The following is a 21956-nucleotide window of genomic DNA, read 5'->3' as shown; positions in this document are numbered from 1 at the left end:
CGTCGTCCGACCGTCCGGAACTGACCTCGGCGAAGATCATCATCTCCGGCGGCCGCGCGCTCGGCTCGTCGGAGAAGTTCCAGGAAGTGATCCTGCCGGTGGCCGACAAGCTCGGCGCTGCCGTCGGCGCGTCGCGCGCTGCCGTCGACGCCGGTTACGCCCCGAACGACTGGCAGGTCGGCCAGACCGGCAAGGTCGTCGCACCCGATCTCTACATCGCCTGCGGCATTTCCGGTGCCATCCAGCACCTGGCCGGCATGAAGGACAGCAAGGTGATCGTCGCGATCAACAAGGACGAAGAGGCGCCGATCTTCCAGGTCGCCGACTATGGCCTGGTTGCCGATCTCTTCGACGCCCTGCCGGAGTTGCAGAAGGCCCTGTAAGCATTCACCATGGCCGGCCGCTTGGCCCCTGAAAAGGGCTGGCAAAAGCGCGGACTTGGCATTAACAATCTACCGGGCCGGCCAAACCGGCCCGGTTTGCATGTCTGATGGCGGCCTCGCCGCCAACCTCTGAAGATGGAAGTTCGCCGCGATGATCAAGACGGTCGGAATTATCGGTGCTGGGCAAATGGGCTGCGGCATCGCGCATGTTTCGGCAATCGCCGGATACAAGGTCCAGATCTACGATCTGGCCGCAGACCGGATTGAAGCGGGGCTTGCCACCGTCAACGGCAACCTCGCCCGGCAGGTATCCTCCGGCAAGATGACCGACGAGGCCCGCAAGGCAGCACTGGCTCTGATCAAGGGCTCGACCGATATCAACGACCTGTCGCAGGCCGACCTCGTTATCGAGGCCGTCACTGAAGACGAGACGATCAAGCGCAAGATCTACGGCCAGGTGTGTCCGATCCTGAAGCCGGAAGCGATCCTCGCGACCAACACGTCCTCGCTGTCGATCACCCGCCTGGCATCGGCGACCGATCGCCCCGAGCACTTCATGGGCATCCATTTCATGAACCCGGTTCCGGTCATGAAGCTCGTCGAGCTCGTGCGCGGCATCGCCACCGACGAACAGACCTTCAAGACCGCCAAGGAATTCGTCGCGACGCTCGACAAGACCGTGACTGTCGCCGAGGACTTCCCGGCCTTCATCGTCAACCGCATCCTGCTGCCGATGATCAACGAAGCGATCTATACGCTCTACGAAGGCGTCGGCAGCGTCGAGGCCATCGATACCGCGATGAAGCTCGGCGCCAACCATCCGATGGGCCCGCTGCAGCTTGCCGACTTCATCGGCCTCGACACCTGCCTGTCGATCATGCAGGTGCTCTATGATGGCCTGGCGGACTCGAAGTATCGTCCCTGCCCGCTGCTGGTGAAATATGTCGAAGCCGGCTGGCTCGGGCGCAAGTCCGGCCGAGGCTTCTACGACTATCGCGGCGAAGTACCGGTTCCCACCCGATAATCCCGTCCAAATAACGACAGGACGCCCGGCCCTCTCGGCGTCGCAACTTTGGACACAGGCTCAGGTCAAGAGGTAATGTAATCTAAAGGCGGTGCTGTTACCTCTCCCAGACAGGTGGGAGAGAAGATGACGTCGAGAACCATTTCCGCGGTAGCTGCGCGATCGGTCCCTTCATTGTCGAGTGCGAGGGCGTGGCGTTTTGCCCTGCTCCTCGGCGTGGCACCCAATCTTGTCATGCTGCTGGCCTTGCCGTTTTACGTGGCCACCCGAGCGTTTTCGCCGCTCCTCTATGTATTTGCCGGCCAGCTCGCGCTGCGCGCTCCACCCCTTCTGGCCTATGTGTTGTTCCCGTTGATTGCCGTCGTCGATCTGGGCCTCGTGGCCATGGCGGTGTTCAATCTGCCATTCGGCACTGCGGTCCAGTCGATGCGCTACCTGGCGTCCGTGGATTTGACCTCATCGGCCTTCTATCTGGCGGTGCTCGGCTTCTTTGTCGCGAACGGCGTCGCAGTCGCCTGCCTTTTCAATCGCAACCGGCAGGCCCTGCGAGGCGCAATGGTGCTGCCAGCGGTTCTGGTGGCACTCGGTGTGGCCTTGCTGGAGCGCCACATCAATAGCCCCTTCCTGAAGCAACCTGCTCAATCATTTGAAAGCGCGCTCTCAATCAATGGCGCCGATCCCGCAACCATAGCGGATGCTGGTCGGAACGTACTCTTCGTCATGGTGGAAGGGCTCGGCGCATTGGCGAACCCCGCGCACGCTGCCATTCTCTCACAGCGTCTCCAGCCTGCCCTCGATACCGGGCGCTACACGCTTTCAAGTGGTCTCAGCAATTTCGAGGGCTCGACGACAGGGGCTGAATCCCGCGAACTCTGCGGGCAATGGGGCGACCATACGGATTATCTTGGCCAGGCCCGCTATGACTGCTTCCCCGCGGCCATGGCCGACCGCGGCTATCGCACCGTGTCCTATCACGGATTTTCTCATGAGATGTTCGAACGGGACAAATGGTATCCAAGCATCGGCTTCCAGGAATCATACTTCCTCGAGAACCTTGCGACAGCCGGCGATCGGTTTGGCCAGCGCTGCGGCAGCGTTTTTACGGGATTGTGCGACAATGACGTCGCCGGGGCGATCCGCGACCGGTTGACGAAGCAACCGGCCGAACGGACGTTCCTGTACTGGCTGACGCTGAATTCCCACATACCCTACGTGGCCAAGCAGCATGGCCAGCTGCGGTGTGGCAGAGATTCAGCCGAGATCGCGAACACCCAGGTGTGTGAACTGACCGAACTATGGGCCGACGTTTTTGCCGACGTTGCCGCGATTGCCAAGGACCCGGCTCTGCCGCCGACCGACATCTTCATCGTCGGCGACCATCCCACGCCGTTGTGGAACCGTGCAGCGGCAGGGCATTTCACGCCCCACAAGGTTCAGTGGTACCTGTTGCGGGACAACCGGCAGGTCACTGACAGAGGGTAGCGCCTACTGTCCAACAGCAGCCGTGATCAGCGCCTTGGCGTCGTCGCTGTCCCAGGCGGCCGGGCCGTTCATCGAGCCGATGAGGCAGCCCTTGTCGTCGAGGAGCAGCGTGGCCGGCAGGCCGAAGGCAAGGCCTTCCTTCTTCATGCTGTTGAACACGCCCATCGAGGCATCGCGATAATAGGCAAGCTCGTGCACGGCGGTCTCGTCGAGAAACGCCTTCGGCTTCTCGTCGTCGCCGACGTCGATGTTGATCGCCACCACTTCGAACTTGTCGCTGCCGAGCGACTTCTGCAGCGCGTTGAGCGCCGGCATTTCCTCGCGGCAGGGCACGCACCACGTCGCCCAGATATTGACGAGCAGCGACTTGCCGGCAAAGGCCGAGACATTGGTCGGCTTGCCGTCCGGACCGTTGAAATCGAGCGCGATCGGTCGCGGCGAGGACGCCGGCGACATGGCGGCCACCTGCCCCTTCATGAAGGGCGTGAGCGTGGCGACCTTGGCCGAGGTCAGCGGGCAGCTGGCCGCAGCCGTTTCGGCCGTGTCGCCATTGCCAGACCCCGTCTCCTTCACGTATACCGCTGCCGCACCGACGATCACGCCGAAAAGGGCGGCGAGCGCGAACAGTTTCACGGCCGGGGGGGATTTCTTCTGGTCGGGCATTTCATTCTCCAAGGCGGGCATTCTTCATGGCTGACGGCAATTCCGAGACGAAATCCTCCAACCAGATGTGGGGCGGTCGCTTTGCCTCGGGTCCGGACGCGATCATGGAGGAAATAAATGCCTCGATCGGCTTCGACAAGAAGCTCTATGCCCAGGACATCCGCGGCTCAATAGCGCATGCGACGATGCTGGCGCAGCAAGGCATCATTTCGGCTGACGACAAAGACAAGATCGTTCACGGTCTGAACACGATCCTGTCAGAGATCGAAAGCGGTCAGTTCGAGTTCTCGCGCCGCCTCGAAGACATCCACATGAACATCGAGGCGCGGCTTGCAACGCTGATCGGGCCTTCGGCCGGCCGGCTGCACACCGCCCGCTCGCGCAACGACCAGGTGGCGCTCGACTTCCGCCTCTGGGTCAAGGAAGAGCTGCAGCGCACCGAAAAGGCGCTGACCGGTCTCATCGCCGCCTTCCTCGATCGCGCCGAGGAGCATGCCGACACGGTCATGCCCGGCTTTACCCATCTGCAGACGGCGCAGCCGGTCACCTTCGGCCACCACTGCATGGCCTATGTCGAGATGTTTGGCCGCGACCGCTCGCGCGTGCGCCACGCCATCGAGCACATGGACGAGAGCCCGATCGGTGCCGCCGCACTCGCTGGCACCGGCTTCCCGATCGACCGCCACATGACCGCCAAGGCGCTCGGCTTTGCCGGCCCGACCCGCAACTCGATCGACACGGTATCGGACCGCGACTTCGCGCTCGAATTCCTGTCGATGGCCTCGATCACCGCCACGCACCTGTCGCGCCTTGCCGAGGAAATCGTCATCTGGTCGACGCCGCAGTTCGGCTTCATCCGCCTGTCGGATGCATTCTCGACCGGCTCCTCGATCATGCCGCAGAAAAAGAACCCGGACGCGGCCGAACTGGTGCGCGCCAAGACCGGCCGCATAAACGGCTCGCTGGTCGCCCTTCTGACTGTCATGAAGGGCCTGCCGCTCGCCTATTCCAAGGACATGCAGGAAGACAAGGAACAGGTCTTCGACGCAGCCGAAAGCCTCGAACTGGCGATCGCCGCCATGACCGGCATGGTGCGCGACATGACCATCCGCGCCGACCGCATGAAGGCCGCCGCCGGCTCGGGCTACTCGACCGCGACCGACCTTGCCGACTGGCTGGTGCGCGAAGCGGGCCTGCCCTTCCGCGACGCCCACCACGTCACCGGCCGGGCCGTGGCGCTCGCCGAACAGAAGGCCTGCGACCTCGCTGATCTTTCGCTTGCCGACCTGCAGTCGATCCATGCCGACATCACCGACAAGGTGTTCGACGTGCTGACGGTCGAAGCCTCTGTGGCCAGCCGCACGTCCTTCGGCGGCACGGCGCCCAACGAGGTCCGCAAGCAGATCGCCTGGTGGCGCGCCCGCAACTAGGCGGGGAGCTGCGGGCGGTTTCCGCCCGCAGAAACAGGGTGCACAAGCGCCTGAAAAATCGGTAAGACATCGCACCTGCATCAGTTCCCGCGAAGGAAAATCACGATGACATTCACGAAGGCGGCCCGGCTTGCACTTCTGCTGGCGATCCCCGGGCTGGTTCTCGTTGGCTGTGGACGCAAGGGCGACCTCGATCGCCCCGGCTCGACCGCGCCGATCAACACCAAGGCGCCAGCCGGAACCGTCGAGCAGAAGGAAAAGGCCGACGAGCGTTCGTTCCTGCTCGATCCCCTACTCTAGTTCATCTGAAATTACGCAATTCCGAACGCTTCACATGTCCCGGAATTGCTCAAAGCCGAGCTGCCTGACGTGAACCATTTTCAATACCGCGACGGAATTCTCTACGCCGAAGACGTGCCGGTGACCGATATCGCCCGCGCGGTCGGCACGCCCTTCTACTGCTATTCGACCGCTACGCTCGAACGCCACTACACGGTATTCTCCAAGGCCTTCGCCGATGTGGATGCGATGGTCTGCTACGCGATGAAGGCCAATTCCAACCAGGCGGTGTTGAAGACGCTCGGCCGCCTCGGCGCCGGCGTCGATGTGGTCTCGGGCGGCGAGCTGCGCCGGGCGCTGGCGGCCGGCATCCCGGCAAGCCGCATCATGTTCTCCGGCGTCGGCAAGACGCCGCTGGAAATGGATCTCGCGCTCGACGCCGGCATCTACTGCTTCAACGTCGAATCCGAACCGGAACTCGAAGTCCTGAACCAGCGCGCCGTGCGCGCCGGCAAGCGCGCCCATGTCTCCTTCCGCATCAATCCCGACGTCGACGCGAAGACCCATTCGAAGATCTCGACCGGCAAGAAGGAAAACAAGTTCGGCATTTCCTGGGAGCGCGCCCGTGCGGTCTACGCGCACGCCGCCACCCTGCCCGGCATCCAGGTCACCGGCATCGACATGCATATCGGCAGCCAGATCACCGAGCTGCAGCCCTTCGACGACGCCTTCAAGCTGCTGCGTGAACTCGTCGACACGCTGCGCTCCGACGGCCATTCGATCGATCACGTCGATATCGGCGGCGGCCTCGGCATCCCCTACAAGGACGACAACAATCCGCCGCCGCTGCCGGATGCCTATGCCGAAATCGTCAAGAGCCAGCTGCAATCACTCGGCTGCAAGATCGTCACGGAGCCGGGCCGGCTGATCGTCGGCAATGCCGGCATTCTGGTGACCGAGGTCATCTACGTGAAGGACGGCGGCGACAAGACCTTTGTCATCGTCGACGGCGCGATGAACGACCTCATCCGCCCGACGCTCTATGAGGCCTATCACGAGATTCGCCCCGTTCGCATCTCCGCCGCCAATGCCCCGCGTATCCGCGCCGACGTCGTCGGCCCGGTCTGCGAAACCGGCGACTACCTGGCGCTCGACCGCGAGATGGCGATGCCGAAGCCCGGCGATCTCTTCGCCGTCAGCTCGGCCGGTGCCTACGGCGCCGTTCAGGCCAGCACCTACAATTCCCGCCTGCTGATCCCCGAAGTGCTGGTCAAGGGCGACCGCTTCCACGTGGTTCGCCCGCGTCAGGACTATGATGCGCTGATCGGCCTTGATTCGGTGCCGGACTGGCTCGACTGAGCCGCCCCGCACCGGCAGCGACAATCTGTGGATCGGCCGCCCGGACGATCACGATTGTGTTTGCGCCCTCGTCTTCGCCACAAACGATGGTATCCTGAACACAAGCGGGATCGGCGAAACTATGCGCTTTTTTTGAGCGTGCCCGTCGCCTCACTATATTGGGGTCAGCCACAAGCGTTGTTGGGCGACCGAAAGGAAACTTGGGCGGATGACGCAATTCCGGCAGGATGAAACGCCACAACCGAAGCCGTTTTCGAGAACTCTGGCGCTGAAGAGATGGCTGGCGCGCGCGGTGCTGGTCGCCGAGCAGCTTCTGCCGCGCATCCTGCTGCCGGGCGCAATCGCCCTTCTGTTTCTCGCCTTCGCCTGGCTCGGCTTCTTTCGCGCAGCGCCTTTCTGGCTGCATGCCGCGGCGCTCTTTGCCTTTGGGCTCGCCTTCCTCGCCGCCCTCGTCCCGCTCAGCCGGATAAGTCTGCCCGGCAGTGCCGATGCCGATCGCATGCTCGAGGAGCGCAACGCGCTGCCGCATCAGGCGATCCGCGTCCAAGACGATCGCCCGGCGACCGACAATCCCTTGGGCGAAGCGCTGTGGCGCGAACACCAGGCACGCATGGCGCGAATGATCGGCGCCCTCGATACGGGGTTGCCGCGGCCCGATATCGCCAGGCACGACCCATTCGCGCTCAGAGCGGTGCCGGTGCTGCTGGCCTGCGTGGCCTTTGCCTATTCCTATTCCAATCGCGCCGGATTGCTCAGCGACGCCTTCCGGCTGCCGCAGACCTCGATCGAGGCCGCCAACGTGCGCGTCGATGCCTGGGTGACGCCGCCGCCCTATACCGGGCGGGCGCCGATCTTTCTGACCGGCAAGCCGGAAGCGGCCGCTACCGGAGAGGAAGAACCCGGAGCAATCACGATCCCGCAGTTCAGCGACATCACCGTCCGGATCACCGGCACCGGGGCGGAGGCGCCCGTACGCTATGCTGAGACCGGTGCGAGCGAACCGGTCTCCATTCCCGTCGTCGGCGCCGAAGCCAACGAAAAACAAGCGGAACCGAAGGCTGCAGAGGCAGCACCGCCGGATCCGGCGCGCGGCGCAACCGCCGTGCGCAACCACGTCTACAAGGTCGTCAAGGATGGCGAGCTTGTCGTCGGCAACCAGCGTTGGACCTTCAAGATCACCCCGGACGGCGTGCCTCAGATCGCCTTCGACGGGATTCCCCGTCCCACCATCAACGCGGCGCTGGAAATCACCTTCCTTGCATCTGACGATTACGGCGTCGCTCAGGCCTTCGCGGAAATCAAACCGCTCGACGCGCCGGCCGAAGGTGCGCGCGCGCTTTACCCGCTGCCGGAATACCGGCTCGACTTGCCGCGTCGCAACGCGCGCGAGGCAAAAGGCACGACCAGCAGGAACCTCAGCGAGCACCCGCTTGCCGGCAAGCGCGTGCAGATCACGCTCGTCGCCCGCGACGCCGCCGGGCAGGAAGGCCGCAGCCCGCCGCAGGACATGATCCTTCCCGCCCGCCAGTTCTCGCAGCCGCTCGCCGGCGCCGTGGCCGAACAGCGTCAGGTCTTCGCGCTCAATGCCAACGACCTGCCGCGCGCCATCGACCTCAACGACGCCGTCACCTCGCTTGCCGAGGACTGGATCCCGAACCTCACCCATTTCCTGCTGTTGAAATCGGCACGCACCCGCATGGCGCTCGCCTATAACGACGACATGCTGCGCGATGCCGCCGGATACCTCTGGGAGATTGCGCTCGGGATCGAGGACGGCGACCTGTCGCTTGCGGAGCGGCGTCTGCGCGAGGCCCAGCAGGCGCTGTCGGATGCGCTGGAGCGCAACGCTTCCGACCAGGAAATCGCCAAGCTGATGCAGGAACTGCGCCAGGCGATGCAGGAATACATGCAGGCGCTGGCTCAGCAGGCGATGAAAAATCCGCGCATGACCGGCAAGCTCGATCCCAACAACATCTTGCGCCAGCAGGATCTCGAAAAGATGATGGATCAGATCGAGAACCTCGCCCGCTCCGGCGCTCGCGATCAGGCGCAGCAGATGCTTTCGGAGCTGCAGCGCATGATGAACAACCTGCAGGCCGGTCGCAGCCAGCAGCAGATGGGCGAGCAGAACGACGCCATGCGCCAGCAGATGGACAAGCTCGGCAAGCTGATGCAGCAACAGCAGCAGCTGATGGACGAGACCTTCAAGTTCGATCAGGCCTTGCGAGACCGGATGCAGCGCGGCGACCCGCTGCAGGGCGAGGACAACGAGCTCTTCGGCCAGGAAATGCCGCAGGATCCGGGTCAGCAGGGTGATCCGAACGGCCAGCCCAGCCCGCTCGACGACATGACCGCCGAACAGCTGAAGGAAGCTCTGAAGCAGTTGAAAGAGCAGCAGGACGCGCTCGGCAAGCAGCTCGGCGAACTGAGCCAGAGCCTTGAAAACATGGGCATCAAGCCGGGCAAGGGCTTTGGTGAAGCCAAGCGCGAAATGGACGGTGCCTCCGGCGCCCTCGGCAAGGGCCAGGGCGAACAGGCGGTCGGCAACCAGGGCCGCGCGCTGCAGGCGCTGCGCGAGGGTGCGCAGGACATGATGAACCAGATGCAGGGCCAGGGTCAGGGACCTGGCATGGGCGTGCCGCAATACGGCCAGAACGGGCGCGACCCGCTCGGCCGGCGGCAGCAGAACCTCGGCCCTGAATTCGGCGATCAGGTCGAGGTTCCCGACGAGATCGATTCTCAACGTGCCAGGCAGATCCTCGAAGAGATCCGCCGCAGGCTCGGCGACAGCCTCTCGCCCGAGGCGGAGCGCCAATACCTGGAGCGCCTGCTCGATATGCGTTGAGCCGAGCGCCCGCTCGGTCTACAGCGCCGCGCGTCTTACCAGACGCGCAAAGGTTGCTGTAGAACTTTGGCCTGCATGTTTCGTCCTTTAATCTGCTTTGATTGAAGGCCAAAAACATGCAGTAGCGCTCTTGGACTCACGCGCATTAGGAACGACATCGGCTCCCGTCGCATGCAAATCGATGCGTCGGGGCGAGTTCTTGCGGCGACCGGTCGTCTGGTCGAACGCCTCAGGCGGCGAGCGCCAGGGCGACGGCCTTGCGGATATCGGGAAGGGAAAATGGCTTGGAGATGACGTCGACGATCTTGTCGGTGAGATCGTCGGCCCGCTCGCGCTGCTCGGCATAACCCGTCATCAGCAGAATCTTCATTGCCGGAAAGGCGGCAGACGCCTGGTGTGTCAGTTCGATGCCGTCCATGACGGGCATGCGGATGTCGGAGAGCAGAAGGTCGAATGCCTCTTCATTGAGGCACGCAAGGCCATCGGCACCGTCGCCGGCCTCGACCGTCTCGTGGCCATCAAGCCTCAGGGCCCGCGCGACGAAGGAACGCAATGCATCCTCGTCCTCGGTAATCAGGATCTTCGCCATCATGGCCTCCGCGTTCGCTTCCAGGTCCGGCGTTCACGCCGGCACCCGCACTGATCCAAAGATACAGCGGGCGTGGATCATCGGGAGACACACTGGCGCTGCAGCGCCGCCGATCCCATCGAGAATCACTGCGGCACGCACCAAAACAACCAGTTTTTCGTTTGTGTTCGGTAAACGCCGAACGACTGGATTTCAGGGCGCATGCCCCAAAACGGGACGTTTACTCGGCGTCGCCGGTGACAACGCCGACGAAAGGCAGTTCGCGGAAGGCATAGGCGACGTCCATGCCATAGCCGACGACGAAGTGATCGGGGCATTCGAAGCCGACATAATCCGCCTCGAGCTCGACCTTGCGCTTGACCCGTTTGTCGAGCAGCACGGCGATCGTCACATTGCGGGCGCCACGTTCGTACATCAGCTCCTTGGCGAAGCGCAGCGTGCGGCCGGATTCGAGAATGTCGTCGATCAGGAGCACGTCGCGGCCATGCACGTCGCTGTCGATATCCTTGGTGATCTTGACGCCCTGCGAGACGGTGCCGGTGCCGTAGCTCGACAGCGTGATGAATTCGACTTCCGGGGCCAGACCGGCCGAATGCATGGCGCGGATCAGATCGGCCGCGAAGATGAACGACCCCTTCAGCACCGCGATCACCAGCAGGTCCTTGTGCGGACCGTTGACGATCAGCCCGGCCAGCTCGCTGTTGCGGGCGGCGATCGTTTCAGCCGTATAGAGAGGTTCGATATTCTTACCGCGAACGACGGGCATCAAGGCTTCTCCAGCGTTTCATCCGGAAGACATCAGCCTTCCCCTTTGGCGCCGCTTAGCACAATCAGCGCGCCGAAACACCGTTTTCGGCGAAGGAAACCGTAACATCCGGCATTTTTCCACCTGCATAGGGCAATCTCGTCATGAAATGACGGCTCTCGCCGGGTGCGATGGCCGCGCCTTCCGGCATCACCCGCGTCGTCGTGACCTTGCGCCCGTTGGCAGTGATCTCCACCACGACGAGCGGCAATCGCTGCTCGGCATCCGAGCGGTTGTCGATCGAGCCATAGACGGACAGCACACGCATGCCGCCGGAGTAGTCGAGCGCGCTCGTGATCCCCGATATCGTCAGCGGCTGAACGTCGGCCTGTCCATCGCCGGCAAAGCCGACGATCGCCAGGAAGGAAGCAAGCGCAACCCCCGCGACCATCCCGGCAAAGCGGCGTGCCGGCATGTCGCGCAGCCGCGTTTCGGCAAGACGCAACAATCGAGCGCCTAGCGACGGCTCCTGCTCCACGACCGTCAGCGTCGGCCGCCTGCGGCTCCCTGTCCTGGCATTGTCGTTGAAAACAGGATAGGGCGTGCGGCGGGACGTTGCGGATATCACCTCGAATTCCGCGTCCACATAGTCGGCGCGCCTCGGCGCGGCACCACCGTTGCGTCCGCCGTGCTCGGGCGGCAGGAAATCCGTATAGGCGCTGTTGCTGGCGGACTTGGTCCGGAATGCCTGCATGATCATTTCCTCCTGTCCCGCAAGAGGACATGGGCCGCAGGCGGCCGGTCTGTCTGCGAAACCATCGGGCGATGCCCAGCCCCCTTGCGGTGCAAGAATCTAGGCATTGCATCAAATCTTTCCGACACGTAAACCGGAATGGTTAATGTTTCGGAAAGACGTCGCGAAAGCGGCGCCTTTTCATGAAAAATTAACCGTCACTTAACCATGATTCCGCTGGCGGTTTTGCCTTTCTTGGCTGGTCGTCCTATGCGCGGAGGACCGGAACCGGCCATCGGTTGCACGGCCGTGAGAGAGACTGGGCTGCCGCTTGATTCACTTTGAGAACGTCGGACTGCGCTATGGCATGGGACCGGAAATCCTCCGGGACCTGACCTTCGACATTCCACGCCGTTCGTTCCAGTTCCTGACGGGCCCGTCAGGCGCCGGCAAGACCACGCTGCTGCGGCTTCTTTTCCTCTCGCTGCAGCCGACGCGCGGGCTGATCCGCATGTTCGACCGCAACATTTCGTCGATCCCGCGCGAGGAGTTTCCGATGCTGCGCCGGCGGGTCGGCATCGTCTTCCAGGATTTTCGCCTGCTCGACCACCTGACCACCTACGAAAATGTCGCGCTGCCTTTGCGTGTGCGCGGCAAGGAGGAAACGAGCTACCGCGCCGACGTGCTCGAACTCTTGAAATGGGTCGGTCTCGGTGAGCGTATCAACGTGCTGCCGCCCGTTCTTTCCGGCGGCGAAAAGCAGCGTGCGGCGATTGCCCGGGCGCTGATCGACCGGCCGGAGATCCTGCTTGCCGACGAGCCGACCGGCAACGTCGATCCGCCGATGGCCAGACGTCTGCTCAATCTTTTCCTCGAGCTCAACCGGCTCGGCACGGCAGTGGTGATTGCCACGCACGATCTGTCGCTGATGGACCAGGTGGAGGCGCGGCGCATGATCCTCTCGCAGGGACGGCTCGACATCTATGAGTGACGGCCGCACCAAGCGCCAGAAGAGCGCGCCCGAACCGACGGCCGAACAGCAGCAGCAGCAGCGTCGCACCGAAATGCGGGTGCGGCCGACCGGCCCGATCGTCCCCTCGTCCAATGTTTCCGGCCATGCGCTGATGTGCGTCATCGCCATCATGTCGTTCCTGGCCTGTCTGACGCTCGGCGGCGTCAGCATGGTGAGGGCCACGGCCCAGAGCTGGCAATCGCAGATCTCCCGCGAGATCACCATCCAGATCAAGCCGGACGACAACCTCGACATGGAAAAGGCGCTCGCCGACGCCCGCGACCTGGCGCTGACCTTCAACGGCACCACGGACGGCAAAATCGTCGACCGCGCCGCCACCGCCCGCCTGCTCGAACCCTGGCTCGGCGAAGGCCTCGATCTCGACGAACTGCCCGTTCCGCGCCTCGTCATCATCACCATCGACGAAAACAACCCGCCCGACTTTGCCTCCATGCGCAAGGCGTTGACCGAAACGATCCCGCAGGCTTTCCTCGACGATCACCGCACCTGGGTCGACCGGCTGGTCGCCATGGCCAATACCACGGCGATGATCGGCACGGGCGTGCTGACGCTGGTCTTTTCCGCCATGGTGCTGACGGTGGTCTTCGCAACGCGCGGCGCGCTGTCGGGCAACCGCCATATCGTCGAGGTGCTGCATTTCGTCGGCGCCGAAGCCGGCTTCGTCGCCTCGGAGTTCCAGAAACATTTTTTGCGGATCAGCCTCAAGGGCGCAGGTGCCGGCGGCCTGCTTGCAGCACTTTTCTTTGCGCTCGCGGGCTTCTGGCAGTCCCGCACCCTGGCAACACCCGAGACCGACCAGGCCACCGCCCTCTTCGGAACCTTTACCATCGGCTACGGCGGCTATCTCGGCATCGCCGCGATCATCGTCGTCATCGCCATCCTGACGACGGTCACGGCGCGGCTGACGGTCACCCGCACGATCTACGAGATCGACCTTATCCGTTCGGACCCCGGCCGCACCGACCTCTACCAAAGCTGAGCCGCCTGATGTTTCGCCGCCGCCTGATCTATTCCTTGCCGCAATCTGCGGCTATGTGAAGAGAATCATGATGGCGCGAGAGCTACGCGGGAACGGAATGGCCGGAGGAGGCAAATGGCACGGGAATGCCGACGATCGCCGGCGGCCCCGCAGTCTGCTGCGCAAAATTCTCCGCAGAACTTTCTTCGTCCTGCTCCTGCCGCTGGCAATCCTGATCGCCGCCTTCCTGAACTTCGCCGACACGGTCGCTTCGCTGCAGCCGCCGGGTCATCCGAAGGCCGACGCGATCGTGGTTCTGACCGGCGGCTTCCAGCGCATCGACCAGGCCGTCGATCTTCTCAAAGGCGGCGCCGGCAAGCGCCTCTTGATCTCCGGGGTCCACCCGACGACGACAGGCAGCCAGATCCGCCGCAATACCCAGAGTTCGGCCGATCTTTTCAAGTGCTGCGTCGACATCGGCCACGAGGCGGTCGACACCATCGGCAACGCCACGGAAGCGGCCCAATGGATCCGCGATCGCGGCTATGCGAAGGTGCTCGTCGTCACCAACAACTATCACATGCCGCGAAGCCTCCTGGAACTGCGCCGCGCCCGGCCGGAAACGGCGTTCATCCCCTACCCGGTCGTCAATTCCGATCTCAAGACGACAAACTGGCTGCGCAATCCGATGGTGCTGAAATCGATCCTTCTGGAATTCGGCAAGTATACGGTGGCGTCGATACGCGACTTCGCTGGCGCCCGCCCGACCAGCGGCCTGCGCACCGACGCGTCGCGCGCGACGCCCGCCGAAGAATAGGCCTGGCAGGAACGGCCTTCGCGCTGCAAAGTGAAACAGAGCAGTTTTCCTTCAGCACATATTCGTGTAGGCAGCGATCAACCGGCTGAAAGACGTCGGCTCCCTTGAGACCTCGCCTACGAGAGCGTGCCTGATGATCGTCTTGCGTTCGATCCTTTTCAACGTGGTGTTCTACGCCAACCTGATCGTGCAGATGATCGTGCTTACCCCGATCTACTTCCTGCTGCCGCGCAAGAAGGCGTGGTTCGTGCCGAAGAACTGGGTGCGCAGCAATCACTGGCTGCAGGAGAAGATGGTCGGCACGACCTTCGAGATCGAAGGCTTGGAGAATATCCCCGAGGTTCCCTATATCTTCGCTCCCAAGCACCAGTCGTTCTGGGATGCCTATGCGCTGCTCCCCTGGCTTAGCGATCCCTTTTATATCCTGAAGCGCGAGCTCACCTGGATCCCGCTCTTCGGCTGGTATGTGCTCAAGCAACGCATGGTTCCGGTAAATCGCGCGGCGCGCGGCAAGGCCATGACCGGCGTGATGGACCGCACCAAGCAGGAAATGGCAACCGGCCGCGAGCTCATCATCTACCCGGAAGGCACGCGCCGCCCGCCGGGCGCTCCGCCGGAATACAAATACGGCATCGCCCGCCTGTACCGCGACCTCAACGTGCCGGTGGTGCCAGTCGCCATGCATCCCGGCCTCTTCTGGCCGCGCCGCAAGTTCCTGCGTTTCCCCGGCCACTTCAAGGTCCGCATCCTGCCGCCGATCGAGGCCGGCATGGACCCGGACGCCTTCCTGGCGAAGCTCGTCGAGGTAACCGAGAGGGCGAGCGACGAGCTGCTCGTCGAAACGGTGAAGGCCAATCCGCATGTGCCGCTGCCGCCGACCGCCGAGCAGCGGATGAAGGAACTGAAGGCGGAGGGCCGGGCCTGACCCTTCAGGCCTGGGCCGGAAGCGGCACCTGCCGCAGCAATCCGACCACCTCTTCCAGCCAGTGATCGCGGATGCCCATCTCGTTGAGATGGGCGAGCGTGTTGAACACGTATTCGCTGTTCGGCCCGGACTTTCCCGTCGAGACCGCGACGATGCCGGCCGCCTCCGCCGTGCTCAGCGCGCCCGCATACTGGACGTGGCCCCGGTCGATGACATAGGCGAGCGCCGGAACACGGCGGCCGTCGGCAAGCAGCACCGGCATGGTGCGCTCCTTGTAGACATGGGTCACCAGTTCACGCTCGCGCAGATAGTCGACGACATCCGCCTGCTGCCCGCGCCCGATGCGAAACGCAGTGCCGATGCAGGAGCCACCACGGTCGAGCCCGAGCACAAGGCCCGGCCGCTGCTCGGTGCCGCGGTGAACCCAGGAATGCACGCAGAGTGAGCGACGAAAACCGAAGGCCCGTGCCGTCAGCTTCTCCTCGAACGCAAAGCCCGGGTTCCACATCAGCGAGCCGTAGCCAAAGACCCAAAATTCGTCCATATCCACTGTCATTCAACCCGCGCTGCTGTTCTCGCCGCCGAATCACGATCGGCCCCGTGGGACGGTCAGCCATGTCGGGTTCTACGGCACAGCATCCCGGCACGAAAGAGACAAGCTCGTCCTCGTGCATCTGAACGGAAGAATAGTTTTGCGGATCGACGGCGCCACCCGAAAGGCAGCCTCGATCCTATAGAGTGAGGTATTCGCGCCCATGTCGGCCACCGCAGTCTCCAACCCCTCGTCGGTCAGCCGGAAGTTCCGCTGGCTGACGGCAGGCGTCGTGCTTGTCGTCGGTATCTATTCGGCCGGCTGGTTCCTTGCCGCCGATCAGATCGAGAAGCGGCTCGCAACCCGCCTTGCCGAGGGACAGGCAGCCGGCCTCGGCGGCGAATGCACCGACATGGACGTACGCGGCTTTCCGTTCCGCATCGGCCTCTTCTGCGACAAGGTCCATCTCGACGACACCCGCAACGGCACCTCCGCCTCCTTCGGAGCGCTCAGGACCGCCGCCCAGGTCTACCAGCCCGGCCATGCGGTGATCGAGCTCGACGGCCCGGCCGAAATCCGGGCGTCCCCCGGCCTCAACATCTTCGCCGACTGGACGCTCCTGCATGCAAGCGTGCGCGCGAGCCTGTCCGGTGTCGACCGCACGTCACTCACCTATGACAACCTCACCGGGCGCGTACGGCTACCGCTTTCCGGCGACGGCCTCGGCTTCGGCGCCAGCCACGGCGAGGTGCATCTGCGCCAGAACGGCGCGGACCTCGACGCGGCCCTGAGCGTCGACAAGCTCGACCTGCGGCCGGAGGAAGGCCCGAGCCTCGCACCGCCGGCGACCGTTGCCGCTGACCTGACCTTCACCGACAAGGCCGGCTGGTTGACGACCCCTCCGACACCGGAGATGTTTCGCGGCGGCAAGGGCGAGCTGAGGCAGCTTACCCTCGACCTGGGCTCCGGCATGAACGCCAGGCTGTCCGGGCCGTTCTCGGTCAACGATCAGGGGCTGATCTCCGGCGAGTTCTCGCTGACGATGACCAACATCGAGGCCTGGCGCGCCAATCTGGTCACGCTCATCCCCGACGACGCCAACCTCGTCGACAACACCGCCAACATGCTGAAGGCGCTGGCCAACGGCAAGAACGAGGCGACCGTGAAGCTCAACGTGCGCGACGGCACGGCGTTCCTCGCCTTCATCCCGATCGGCGTATTGCCGACGCTTTAGACCTGTTCGCCCTCAGAGTTTTCCGACCGGTTTCGAGCGAAAAATACGCCTCAGCTCGCGAACTTTTCGCACGACCTCCCGTCGGAGAGATGGATAAGGCTCGCCGCCAAAGCGATCCCAATGCCGATAGTGAGGAACCTCGGTCAGGAGCGTCAGAATTGTAAGGGGGCTGGCGAGATAGTTCCTTCCGAACTGAACCTGCCGCCGCATCAGTTGAATTCTTGCCCGTGTCCCGAACGATAGTTTCGATCCACTATCCATCCCGAACAGTTCAAGCGCTGTGAGGATTTGGGTGTCTACCGCATTTCGTTCGTAACCGGCGGCAAACAGCGACCGCAGCTCCCCCCAATCAACATTCCCGAGATGGGCAAGCTTCGCGATGTCGAGCAAGTGCCGCAGATCGATCAGACCCCGCCAATAGTCACCGTCCTGGAACTGATCATGGAGGATTAGAAAGACGATCTGTACGAAGGCGGACGGGAGATAGGCGTGATTTCCAGCAAGGATGACCCGCCTGCTGTGACCGTACAGCCATTCGATATCGCCGAAAGATACCGGGCCCTTCGGCCTGCAATGAAGATCGATGCCGCCAACATCGACGGGGCGTTCCAACACGGCCGGCAGATGGTATCGGGGGTTTCCCGGCCAGGAGCCACTGCCCAGCCGGAGCTCATAGCCGATACCCTCAAGCGCCGTTATGGCGGAGCTCATATCGGCGGGGCGAACGAATATGTCGAGATCTGTCAGTATCCGCGCGCCGATGTCGTCAAGCTCCTGCGCAAGCAGAATGGCCGCCCCCTTCATAACGACGGGCTCGATTCCGATACGGTTCAGATGCCCCACCGCTTCCGTCAACTGCGCCAGCAATCGGCGATTACGCTCGGCGTTTCTTTCGTAGATCAAGGTCAGGTAATCGCGCACGTCCTGCGGCATATCAGGGGCGGTTCTTACCACCAGGGCGAGCGAAGAAACGGTGAGGCTCTCATTGGCCAATGCTATGATGTCGTCCCAGTTCACCCCGTCGGGCGGCTTTCCCTTGAGGCAGGACGCGAGTGCAACCAGGTTTCGATAGTTATGCCGCCGCATGATGCTGACTCAACGCCGCTACGGCTTCGTCGAGCCGCGCATAGGAAAGTTCTACCGTGCGAGCGCGACGAAGGGCGCCGAGCAGGGTCTCGAACTGCGCGAGGTCGAGGCGCCTCGCCGGCGTGAAGGCGCCGGAAAGGAGCTCTGACAGAACCCGCGCTGGTTCCACGGCGGATATCGAAACTGGTCCATTCCGGCGACGGCGAAGCAACACGATGCTGTGAAGCGGCACGGTTTCGTGCGGCGCATATGGGATCGATGCGAGGTAGCGAACAGTTTTCCCGTCGAGGCGGCGATGGATTGGGGCCGCGGCGATTGCTTCGCGCATGCCGGCAATCAGGCCCCACGATCCCCGCTTGACCGCAGGTGCAAAAGGAACGCCCTGCACAAGGCCATCCTCATCCAAAAGGGCGATATCATCCCCACCACAGGCAAAATCGGCTCTGAGAAGCGCGAGCGCCAACGTCGTCTTGCCAGCCCCCGGCGCGCCACAAAGGAGCAGTCCCTGTCGATTTTTCACGAGGAGCGCTGCATGCAGCGCCACCTGCCGCCTGAGGCCTGCAAGCACGTCATCCGTCAGCATGGCCTTCAGCGCCGGGGCCGCCGCGTTGGCCGCTACAATCATTCCTCTGGCACGGTTGCGGCTGATACAGACTGTGTTGCCGAGGCTTGCCAGCTCGTAGACGATCGAAGGCTCTCGTTCCTTCACCCGCTGATGCTCGAAAACCGGCAAGACCAAGTTGGCAAGCGAATGATCGTGACAGGCGATCGAAACGGCAGTTCCTGCAAGATCAGCCACCAGGCTGCGAACGGGCGGGCCCTCCTCCTCGTCAAGAACGATGTCCAGCAAGCCCAGTCGGGACCAATGCGCAAGGTACTTCTGCACTAAGGTGCGTGCCGTCGCCTGGCCGGCGCCACGTGCTGCAAGCGCCGACACCAGCTCCTGCAGCGACAAAGGCTCGCTGAGGGCGCAGGTGAGAAAGGCCGTCACGTCGTCGACCTCGAATATCTGCTGCGACGATTCGACAAAAACCGTCTTGCGTTGCCCCAGCAGAAAGAAACCCGCGCCCTGCGAGATGCGGAACTTCATTCCAATCCCCCTCGTCCGTCGCCGCCGACGCGCGACTGCGCACATGCCCCAGACAAACTCGCCTATTTGTTGTCGAAAATCCATGCTGCGGCGCGCCCCGGACTGCGGTGAAATGACCGCTGAAAGCGAAGCCAACCGGGTACGGGGAAAGATTAGCCCCAAAGCGCTATGTCCAGAATTTAAGAATTTACTGTATAATCGATTTCTTACCAAACGACAGAGGGTGCAATGGAGAAGGGTGACAACGAGAAGTCTCTCGCACAGGGGGACAGGCGCGAGTTCTTGATAGCTTGCGGTCGTTTCGCGGCAATCACACCACCCGCCGTGACGATGCTGCTGTCGACCAGCCTGACGTCTGAAGCAATCGCGAAATCAGGCAGTGGCGGCGGTTCGGGCGGAAACAGCGGTAGCAACGGCAAGGCCAAGGGCAAGAGCAACGGTAAGGGGAAAGGCAAACCCTAACCCCGAACGGCGCCCGTTATAGCCGCCCCGGCGAAGACGCAGCCGTGCCGTCTCCGCTCGACGCAATGGCATCTGCCCGGCACTCCAGTCGCCGGGTGCCGCCCGACGACAATTGACCCAAAACGCTCATTTGCAGCAACCCTTGTGCCGTTGCAGCAGGCCGTTTCCCGTCCTGGAGCTGCTCCTGTTACTTCTGGTCCATCGCATGCCGGCCGAAGTCCGGCATCGCCGTATCCTGACCCGCCTGGATGATCGAGCGGCGGATGGCGCGGGTGCGGGTGAAGAGGTCGAAGAGCTTGTCGCCGTCACCCCAGCGGATCGCCCGCTGCAGGTAGGCAAGATCCTCCGAAAATCGCGCAAGCATCTCCAGGATCGCATCCTTGTTGTGCAGGCAGACGTCGCGCCACATGGTCGGATCGGAAGCCGCCAGACGCGTGAAATCGCGGAAGCCGGAGGCGGAGTACTTGATCACTTCGGATTCGGTGACCGTCTCCAGGTCGTCCGCGGTTCCGACGATGTTGTAGGCGATGATGTGCGGCAGGTGCGAAACGATCGCCAGCACCTTGTCGTGATGCTCGGCGTCCATCTCCTCGACCATCGAGCCGAGTGTTTCCCAGAAGCGCCGAAGCCGTGCCACCGCTTCCTCATCGGCGCCCGGGGGCGGCGTCAGGATGCACCAGCGGCCACGGAAAAGACCGACGAAGCCGGCGTCCGGGCCGGAATGCTCGGTGCCGGCGATCGGATGCCCCGGCACGAAATGCACGTTCTCGGGCAGATGCGGCGCCATCTGCGCGATTACCGAGCCCTTGGTCGAGCCGACATCGGTGACGATGGCGCCGGGCTTCAGATGCGCGGCGATCTCGGCTGCAACGGCGCCGGACGCACCGACCGGGACCGAGACGATGACGAGGTCCGCGTCGCGAACGGCTTCCGCCGCCGACAACGTATAGCGATCGCCGAGCCCGAGTTCCTGCGTGCGCTTCAGCGTCGCCTCGCTGCGCGTGGAGACGACGAGCGTGCCGGCAAGCTGCTTCTCGCGGATTTCGCGCGCGATCGACGAGCCGATGAGACCAATGCCGATGAGGGCGATCGTTTCAAACTGCTGAGCCATTATTTCCGTCCCATGAATTCGGTCAGCGCCGCGATGACGCCCTCGTTGGCTTCTTCCGAGCCGATGGTCATGCGCAGCGCATGGGGGAAGCCGTAGCTGCGCACCGCCCTGAGGATGTAGCCGCGGCGGGTCAGGAACTCATCGGCCTCCTCCGCCCGCTTGCCGTCCTCGTCGGGGAAGTGGATCAGCACGAAATTCGCAACCGAGGGCGTGATACGCAGCCCGATCGCCGCGAGCGCTTCGCCGACGCGCGCAAGCCAGGTGAGATTGTGATCGACCGCCGTCGCCACGAAGGCCTGGTCGCGGATCGCGGCCGCACCCGCGGCGATCGAGGGCGCGCTGAGGTTGAACGGCCCGCGGACACGATCGACAGCGTCGATCACTTCCGGCGGCGCATACATCCAGCCGATGCGCAGGCCCGCAAGGCCATAGATCTTCGAGAAGGTGCGGGTCATCACAACGTTGCGGCTGGCCGAGACGAGTTCGAGACCGGCCGCATAGTCGTTGCGGCGCACGTATTCGGCATAGGCCGCGTCGAGCACCAGCATCACGCTCTCGGGCAGGCCCGCATGCAGCCGGCGCACTTCGTCGACGGGGATATAGGTGCCGGTCGGATTGGCCGGGTTGGCAAGGAAGACGACCTTCGTCCGTTCGGTAACCGCGGCAAGGATCGCGTCCACGTTGACGCGCGCCTCCGTTTCCTTGACGGTAACCGGTGTGGCACCGGCCGCCAGGATCTGGATCTTGTAGACGAGGAAGCCGTGCTCGGTGATGATGCCTTCGTCGCCGGGTCCGAGATAGGTGTGGCACAGCAGCCCGAGCAATTCATCCGAGCCGTTGCCGCACATGATGTTTGCCGGATTGAGCCCGTGCACGGCGCCGATGGCCTCTCTCAGCGCGCGCGCCTGGCCGTCCGGATAGCGCTCCAGATTGAAGGCCATCGCCTGGAAGGCTTCGATCGCCTTCGGGCTGGCGCCGAGCGGCGTCTCGTTCGACGAGAGCTTATGCACCTTGGCGACACCCGGTGCATGCTCCTTGCCCGGCACATAGGCGGCAATGTCAAGGATGCCGGAACGCGGCTCAGGGCTCTTCGAAGCAAGGCTCATCGGGTCAGCTTTCTATGGCCATCAAGGTGCTACGGCGACCTTTGTCGCGCCTTGGGAGGCGCGGGGCGCT

Annotated in this window: 22 protein-coding genes; 13 read left to right on the top strand and 9 right to left on the bottom strand. The window is 63.4% G+C overall.

Annotated features, from left to right (window positions below; genetic code table 11):
- From XB14_RS01705 to XB14_RS01695, 3 genes are all read left to right on the top strand, one after another.
- On the top strand, window positions 1-383 hold a 383-nt coding region (locus XB14_RS01705), incomplete at its 5' end, for an electron transfer flavoprotein subunit alpha/FixB family protein (RefSeq protein WP_210190002.1).
- Window positions 384-534: 151 nt separating this feature from the next.
- A complete protein-coding gene (locus XB14_RS01700; protein ID WP_065774654.1) occupies window positions 535-1407 on the top strand; it encodes a 3-hydroxybutyryl-CoA dehydrogenase in 873 nt (290 codons plus the stop codon).
- Between the two features lie 126 nt (window positions 1408-1533).
- Window positions 1534-2889 (top strand): sulfatase-like hydrolase/transferase, encoded by a 1356-nt coding sequence (locus tag XB14_RS01695; protein ID WP_143348182.1) that lies wholly within the window; start codon window positions 1534-1536, stop codon window positions 2887-2889.
- Between the two features lie 3 nt (window positions 2890-2892).
- Here the strand turns inward: XB14_RS01695 and tlpA are convergent, their stop codons facing one another.
- On the bottom strand, window positions 2893-3552 hold the full coding sequence (gene tlpA, locus XB14_RS01690; RefSeq protein WP_077959873.1) for a thiol:disulfide interchange protein TlpA: 660 nt from the start codon (window positions 3550-3552) through the stop codon (window positions 2893-2895).
- Window positions 3553-3578: 26 nt separating this feature from the next.
- On the opposite strand from tlpA, the gene argH reads away from it, so the two are divergent.
- The 4 genes from argH to XB14_RS01670 all read left to right on the top strand — a co-directional run bounded on the left by argH (window position 3579) and on the right by XB14_RS01670 (window position 9465).
- Window positions 3579-4982 carry an argininosuccinate lyase gene (gene argH, locus XB14_RS01685; protein ID WP_077959872.1) on the top strand — a complete coding sequence of 468 codons (1404 nt, stop codon included), beginning with the start codon at window positions 3579-3581 and terminating at the stop codon, window positions 4980-4982.
- A gap of 105 nt (window positions 4983-5087) precedes the next feature.
- Window positions 5088-5282: an LPS translocon maturation chaperone LptM gene (gene lptM, locus XB14_RS01680; protein ID WP_034806616.1), complete on the top strand. Its 195-nt coding sequence runs from the start codon at window positions 5088-5090 to the stop codon at window positions 5280-5282.
- 69 nt (window positions 5283-5351) lie between these two features.
- Entirely contained in the window at window positions 5352-6620 is a 1269-nt protein-coding gene (gene lysA, locus XB14_RS01675) for a diaminopimelate decarboxylase (protein WP_077959903.1), read from the top strand.
- A 208-nt stretch (window positions 6621-6828) separates the two neighbouring features.
- Window positions 6829-9465, top strand: coding sequence for a TIGR02302 family protein (locus tag XB14_RS01670; protein WP_077959871.1), 2637 nt, complete (start codon window positions 6829-6831; stop codon window positions 9463-9465).
- Window positions 9466-9694: 229 nt separating this feature from the next.
- On the opposite strand, the gene XB14_RS01665 is transcribed toward XB14_RS01670, so the two are convergent.
- The 3 genes from XB14_RS01665 to XB14_RS01655 all read right to left on the bottom strand — a co-directional run bounded on the left by XB14_RS01665 (window position 9695) and on the right by XB14_RS01655 (window position 11553).
- The gene (locus XB14_RS01665) at window positions 9695-10054 is read right to left on the bottom strand and encodes a response regulator (protein ID WP_077959870.1); all 360 of its coding nucleotides are present in this window, start codon (window positions 10052-10054) and stop codon (window positions 9695-9697) included.
- Between the two features lie 220 nt (window positions 10055-10274).
- Window positions 10275-10820 (bottom strand): hypoxanthine phosphoribosyltransferase, encoded by a 546-nt coding sequence (hpt, locus tag XB14_RS01660; protein ID WP_077959869.1) that lies wholly within the window; start codon window positions 10818-10820, stop codon window positions 10275-10277.
- A 64-nt stretch (window positions 10821-10884) separates the two neighbouring features.
- Complete coding sequence (locus XB14_RS01655; RefSeq protein ID WP_077959902.1) at window positions 10885-11553, bottom strand: hypothetical protein; 669 nt, start codon at window positions 11551-11553, stop codon at window positions 10885-10887.
- 310 nt (window positions 11554-11863) lie between these two features.
- On the opposite strand from XB14_RS01655, the gene ftsE reads away from it, so the two are divergent.
- From ftsE to XB14_RS01635, 4 genes are all read left to right on the top strand, one after another.
- Window positions 11864-12523, top strand: coding sequence for a cell division ATP-binding protein FtsE (ftsE, locus tag XB14_RS01650; RefSeq protein WP_034806610.1), 660 nt, complete (start codon window positions 11864-11866; stop codon window positions 12521-12523).
- Between the two features lie 73 nt (window positions 12524-12596).
- Window positions 12597-13544, top strand: coding sequence for a cell division protein FtsX (locus XB14_RS01645; protein ID WP_419178555.1), 948 nt, complete (start codon window positions 12597-12599; stop codon window positions 13542-13544).
- Between the two features lie 97 nt (window positions 13545-13641).
- The gene (locus XB14_RS01640; protein ID WP_077959867.1) at window positions 13642-14340 is read left to right on the top strand and encodes a YdcF family protein; all 699 of its coding nucleotides are present in this window, start codon (window positions 13642-13644) and stop codon (window positions 14338-14340) included.
- Between the two features lie 133 nt (window positions 14341-14473).
- Window positions 14474-15265 carry a lysophospholipid acyltransferase family protein gene (locus XB14_RS01635; RefSeq protein WP_077959866.1) on the top strand — a complete coding sequence of 264 codons (792 nt, stop codon included), beginning with the start codon at window positions 14474-14476 and terminating at the stop codon, window positions 15263-15265.
- A gap of 4 nt (window positions 15266-15269) precedes the next feature.
- On the opposite strand, the gene XB14_RS01630 is transcribed toward XB14_RS01635, so the two are convergent.
- Window positions 15270-15821, bottom strand: coding sequence for a gamma-glutamylcyclotransferase (locus XB14_RS01630; RefSeq protein ID WP_077959865.1), 552 nt, complete (start codon window positions 15819-15821; stop codon window positions 15270-15272).
- Window positions 15822-16020: 199 nt separating this feature from the next.
- Here XB14_RS01630 and XB14_RS01625 point away from each other — a divergent pair, with 199 nt between their 5' ends.
- Complete coding sequence (locus XB14_RS01625) at window positions 16021-17031, top strand: DUF2125 domain-containing protein (RefSeq protein ID WP_077959864.1); 1011 nt, start codon at window positions 16021-16023, stop codon at window positions 17029-17031.
- A gap of 12 nt (window positions 17032-17043) precedes the next feature.
- Here the strand turns inward: XB14_RS01625 and XB14_RS01620 are convergent, their stop codons facing one another.
- Together XB14_RS01620 and XB14_RS01615 are read right to left on the bottom strand one after the other, a co-directional pair.
- On the bottom strand, window positions 17044-18117 hold the full coding sequence (locus XB14_RS01620; RefSeq protein WP_077959863.1) for a nucleotidyltransferase family protein: 1074 nt from the start codon (window positions 18115-18117) through the stop codon (window positions 17044-17046).
- Complete coding sequence (locus tag XB14_RS01615; protein ID WP_077959862.1) at window positions 18104-19207, bottom strand: serine kinase; 1104 nt, start codon at window positions 19205-19207, stop codon at window positions 18104-18106. The genes XB14_RS01620 and XB14_RS01615 overlap by 14 nt, the downstream gene beginning before the upstream one ends.
- A 228-nt stretch (window positions 19208-19435) precedes the next feature.
- Here XB14_RS01615 and XB14_RS01610 point away from each other — a divergent pair, with 228 nt between their 5' ends.
- On the top strand, window positions 19436-19669 hold the full coding sequence (locus XB14_RS01610; protein ID WP_077959861.1) for a hypothetical protein: 234 nt from the start codon (window positions 19436-19438) through the stop codon (window positions 19667-19669).
- Window positions 19670-19856: 187 nt separating this feature from the next.
- Here XB14_RS01610 and XB14_RS01605 read toward each other — a convergent pair whose 3' ends face one another.
- A complete protein-coding gene (locus XB14_RS01605; protein WP_077959860.1) occupies window positions 19857-20780 on the bottom strand; it encodes a prephenate/arogenate dehydrogenase family protein in 924 nt (307 codons plus the stop codon).
- On the bottom strand, window positions 20780-21886 hold the full coding sequence (hisC, locus tag XB14_RS01600) for a histidinol-phosphate transaminase (protein WP_077959859.1): 1107 nt from the start codon (window positions 21884-21886) through the stop codon (window positions 20780-20782). The genes XB14_RS01605 and hisC overlap by 1 nt, the downstream gene beginning before the upstream one ends.
- Window positions 21887-21956 lie beyond the last annotated feature (70 nt).

Origin of the sequence: Ensifer adhaerens, assembly GCF_002007205.1 — a bacterium.
GTDB classification, from domain to species: Bacteria; Pseudomonadota; Alphaproteobacteria; order Rhizobiales; family Rhizobiaceae; genus Ensifer; species Ensifer adhaerens_D.
Note: the sequence above shows the minus strand (reverse complement) of the source record. Positions and strands in the feature narration are given on the sequence as shown.

Excerpts from the sequence above, each read along its gene's own strand:
- hisC (WP_077959859.1), bottom strand. The coding sequence starts at position 21,886 with ATGAGCCTTGCTTCGAAGAGCCCTGAGCCGCGTTCCGGCATCCTTGAC.
- XB14_RS01615 (WP_077959862.1), bottom strand. The coding sequence starts at position 19,207 with ATGAAGTTCCGCATCTCGCAGGGCGCGGGTTTCTTTCTGCTGGGGCAA.
- XB14_RS01655 (WP_077959902.1), bottom strand. The coding sequence starts at position 11,553 with ATGCAGGCATTCCGGACCAAGTCCGCCAGCAACAGCGCCTATACGGAT.
- XB14_RS01610 (WP_077959861.1), top strand. The coding sequence starts at position 19,436 with ATGGAGAAGGGTGACAACGAGAAGTCTCTCGCACAGGGGGACAGGCGC.
- lptM (WP_034806616.1), top strand. The coding sequence starts at position 5,088 with ATGACATTCACGAAGGCGGCCCGGCTTGCACTTCTGCTGGCGATCCCC.
- tlpA (WP_077959873.1), bottom strand. The coding sequence starts at position 3,552 with ATGCCCGACCAGAAGAAATCCCCCCCGGCCGTGAAACTGTTCGCGCTC.
- XB14_RS01665 (WP_077959870.1), bottom strand. The coding sequence starts at position 10,054 with ATGGCGAAGATCCTGATTACCGAGGACGAGGATGCATTGCGTTCCTTC.
- XB14_RS01635 (WP_077959866.1), top strand. The coding sequence starts at position 14,474 with ATGATCGTCTTGCGTTCGATCCTTTTCAACGTGGTGTTCTACGCCAAC.
- hpt (WP_077959869.1), bottom strand. The coding sequence starts at position 10,820 with ATGCCCGTCGTTCGCGGTAAGAATATCGAACCTCTCTATACGGCTGAA.
- XB14_RS01625 (WP_077959864.1), top strand. The coding sequence starts at position 16,021 with ATGTCGGCCACCGCAGTCTCCAACCCCTCGTCGGTCAGCCGGAAGTTC.
- argH (WP_077959872.1), top strand. The coding sequence starts at position 3,579 with ATGGCTGACGGCAATTCCGAGACGAAATCCTCCAACCAGATGTGGGGC.
- XB14_RS01670 (WP_077959871.1), top strand. The coding sequence starts at position 6,829 with ATGACGCAATTCCGGCAGGATGAAACGCCACAACCGAAGCCGTTTTCG.
- XB14_RS01640 (WP_077959867.1), top strand. The coding sequence starts at position 13,642 with ATGGCCGGAGGAGGCAAATGGCACGGGAATGCCGACGATCGCCGGCGG.
- XB14_RS01620 (WP_077959863.1), bottom strand. The coding sequence starts at position 18,117 with ATGCGGCGGCATAACTATCGAAACCTGGTTGCACTCGCGTCCTGCCTC.
- XB14_RS01700 (WP_065774654.1), top strand. The coding sequence starts at position 535 with ATGATCAAGACGGTCGGAATTATCGGTGCTGGGCAAATGGGCTGCGGC.
- XB14_RS01630 (WP_077959865.1), bottom strand. The coding sequence starts at position 15,821 with ATGACAGTGGATATGGACGAATTTTGGGTCTTTGGCTACGGCTCGCTG.
- XB14_RS01605 (WP_077959860.1), bottom strand. The coding sequence starts at position 20,780 with ATGGCTCAGCAGTTTGAAACGATCGCCCTCATCGGCATTGGTCTCATC.
- XB14_RS01645 (WP_419178555.1), top strand. The coding sequence starts at position 12,597 with ATGCGGGTGCGGCCGACCGGCCCGATCGTCCCCTCGTCCAATGTTTCC.
- XB14_RS01695 (WP_143348182.1), top strand. The coding sequence starts at position 1,534 with ATGACGTCGAGAACCATTTCCGCGGTAGCTGCGCGATCGGTCCCTTCA.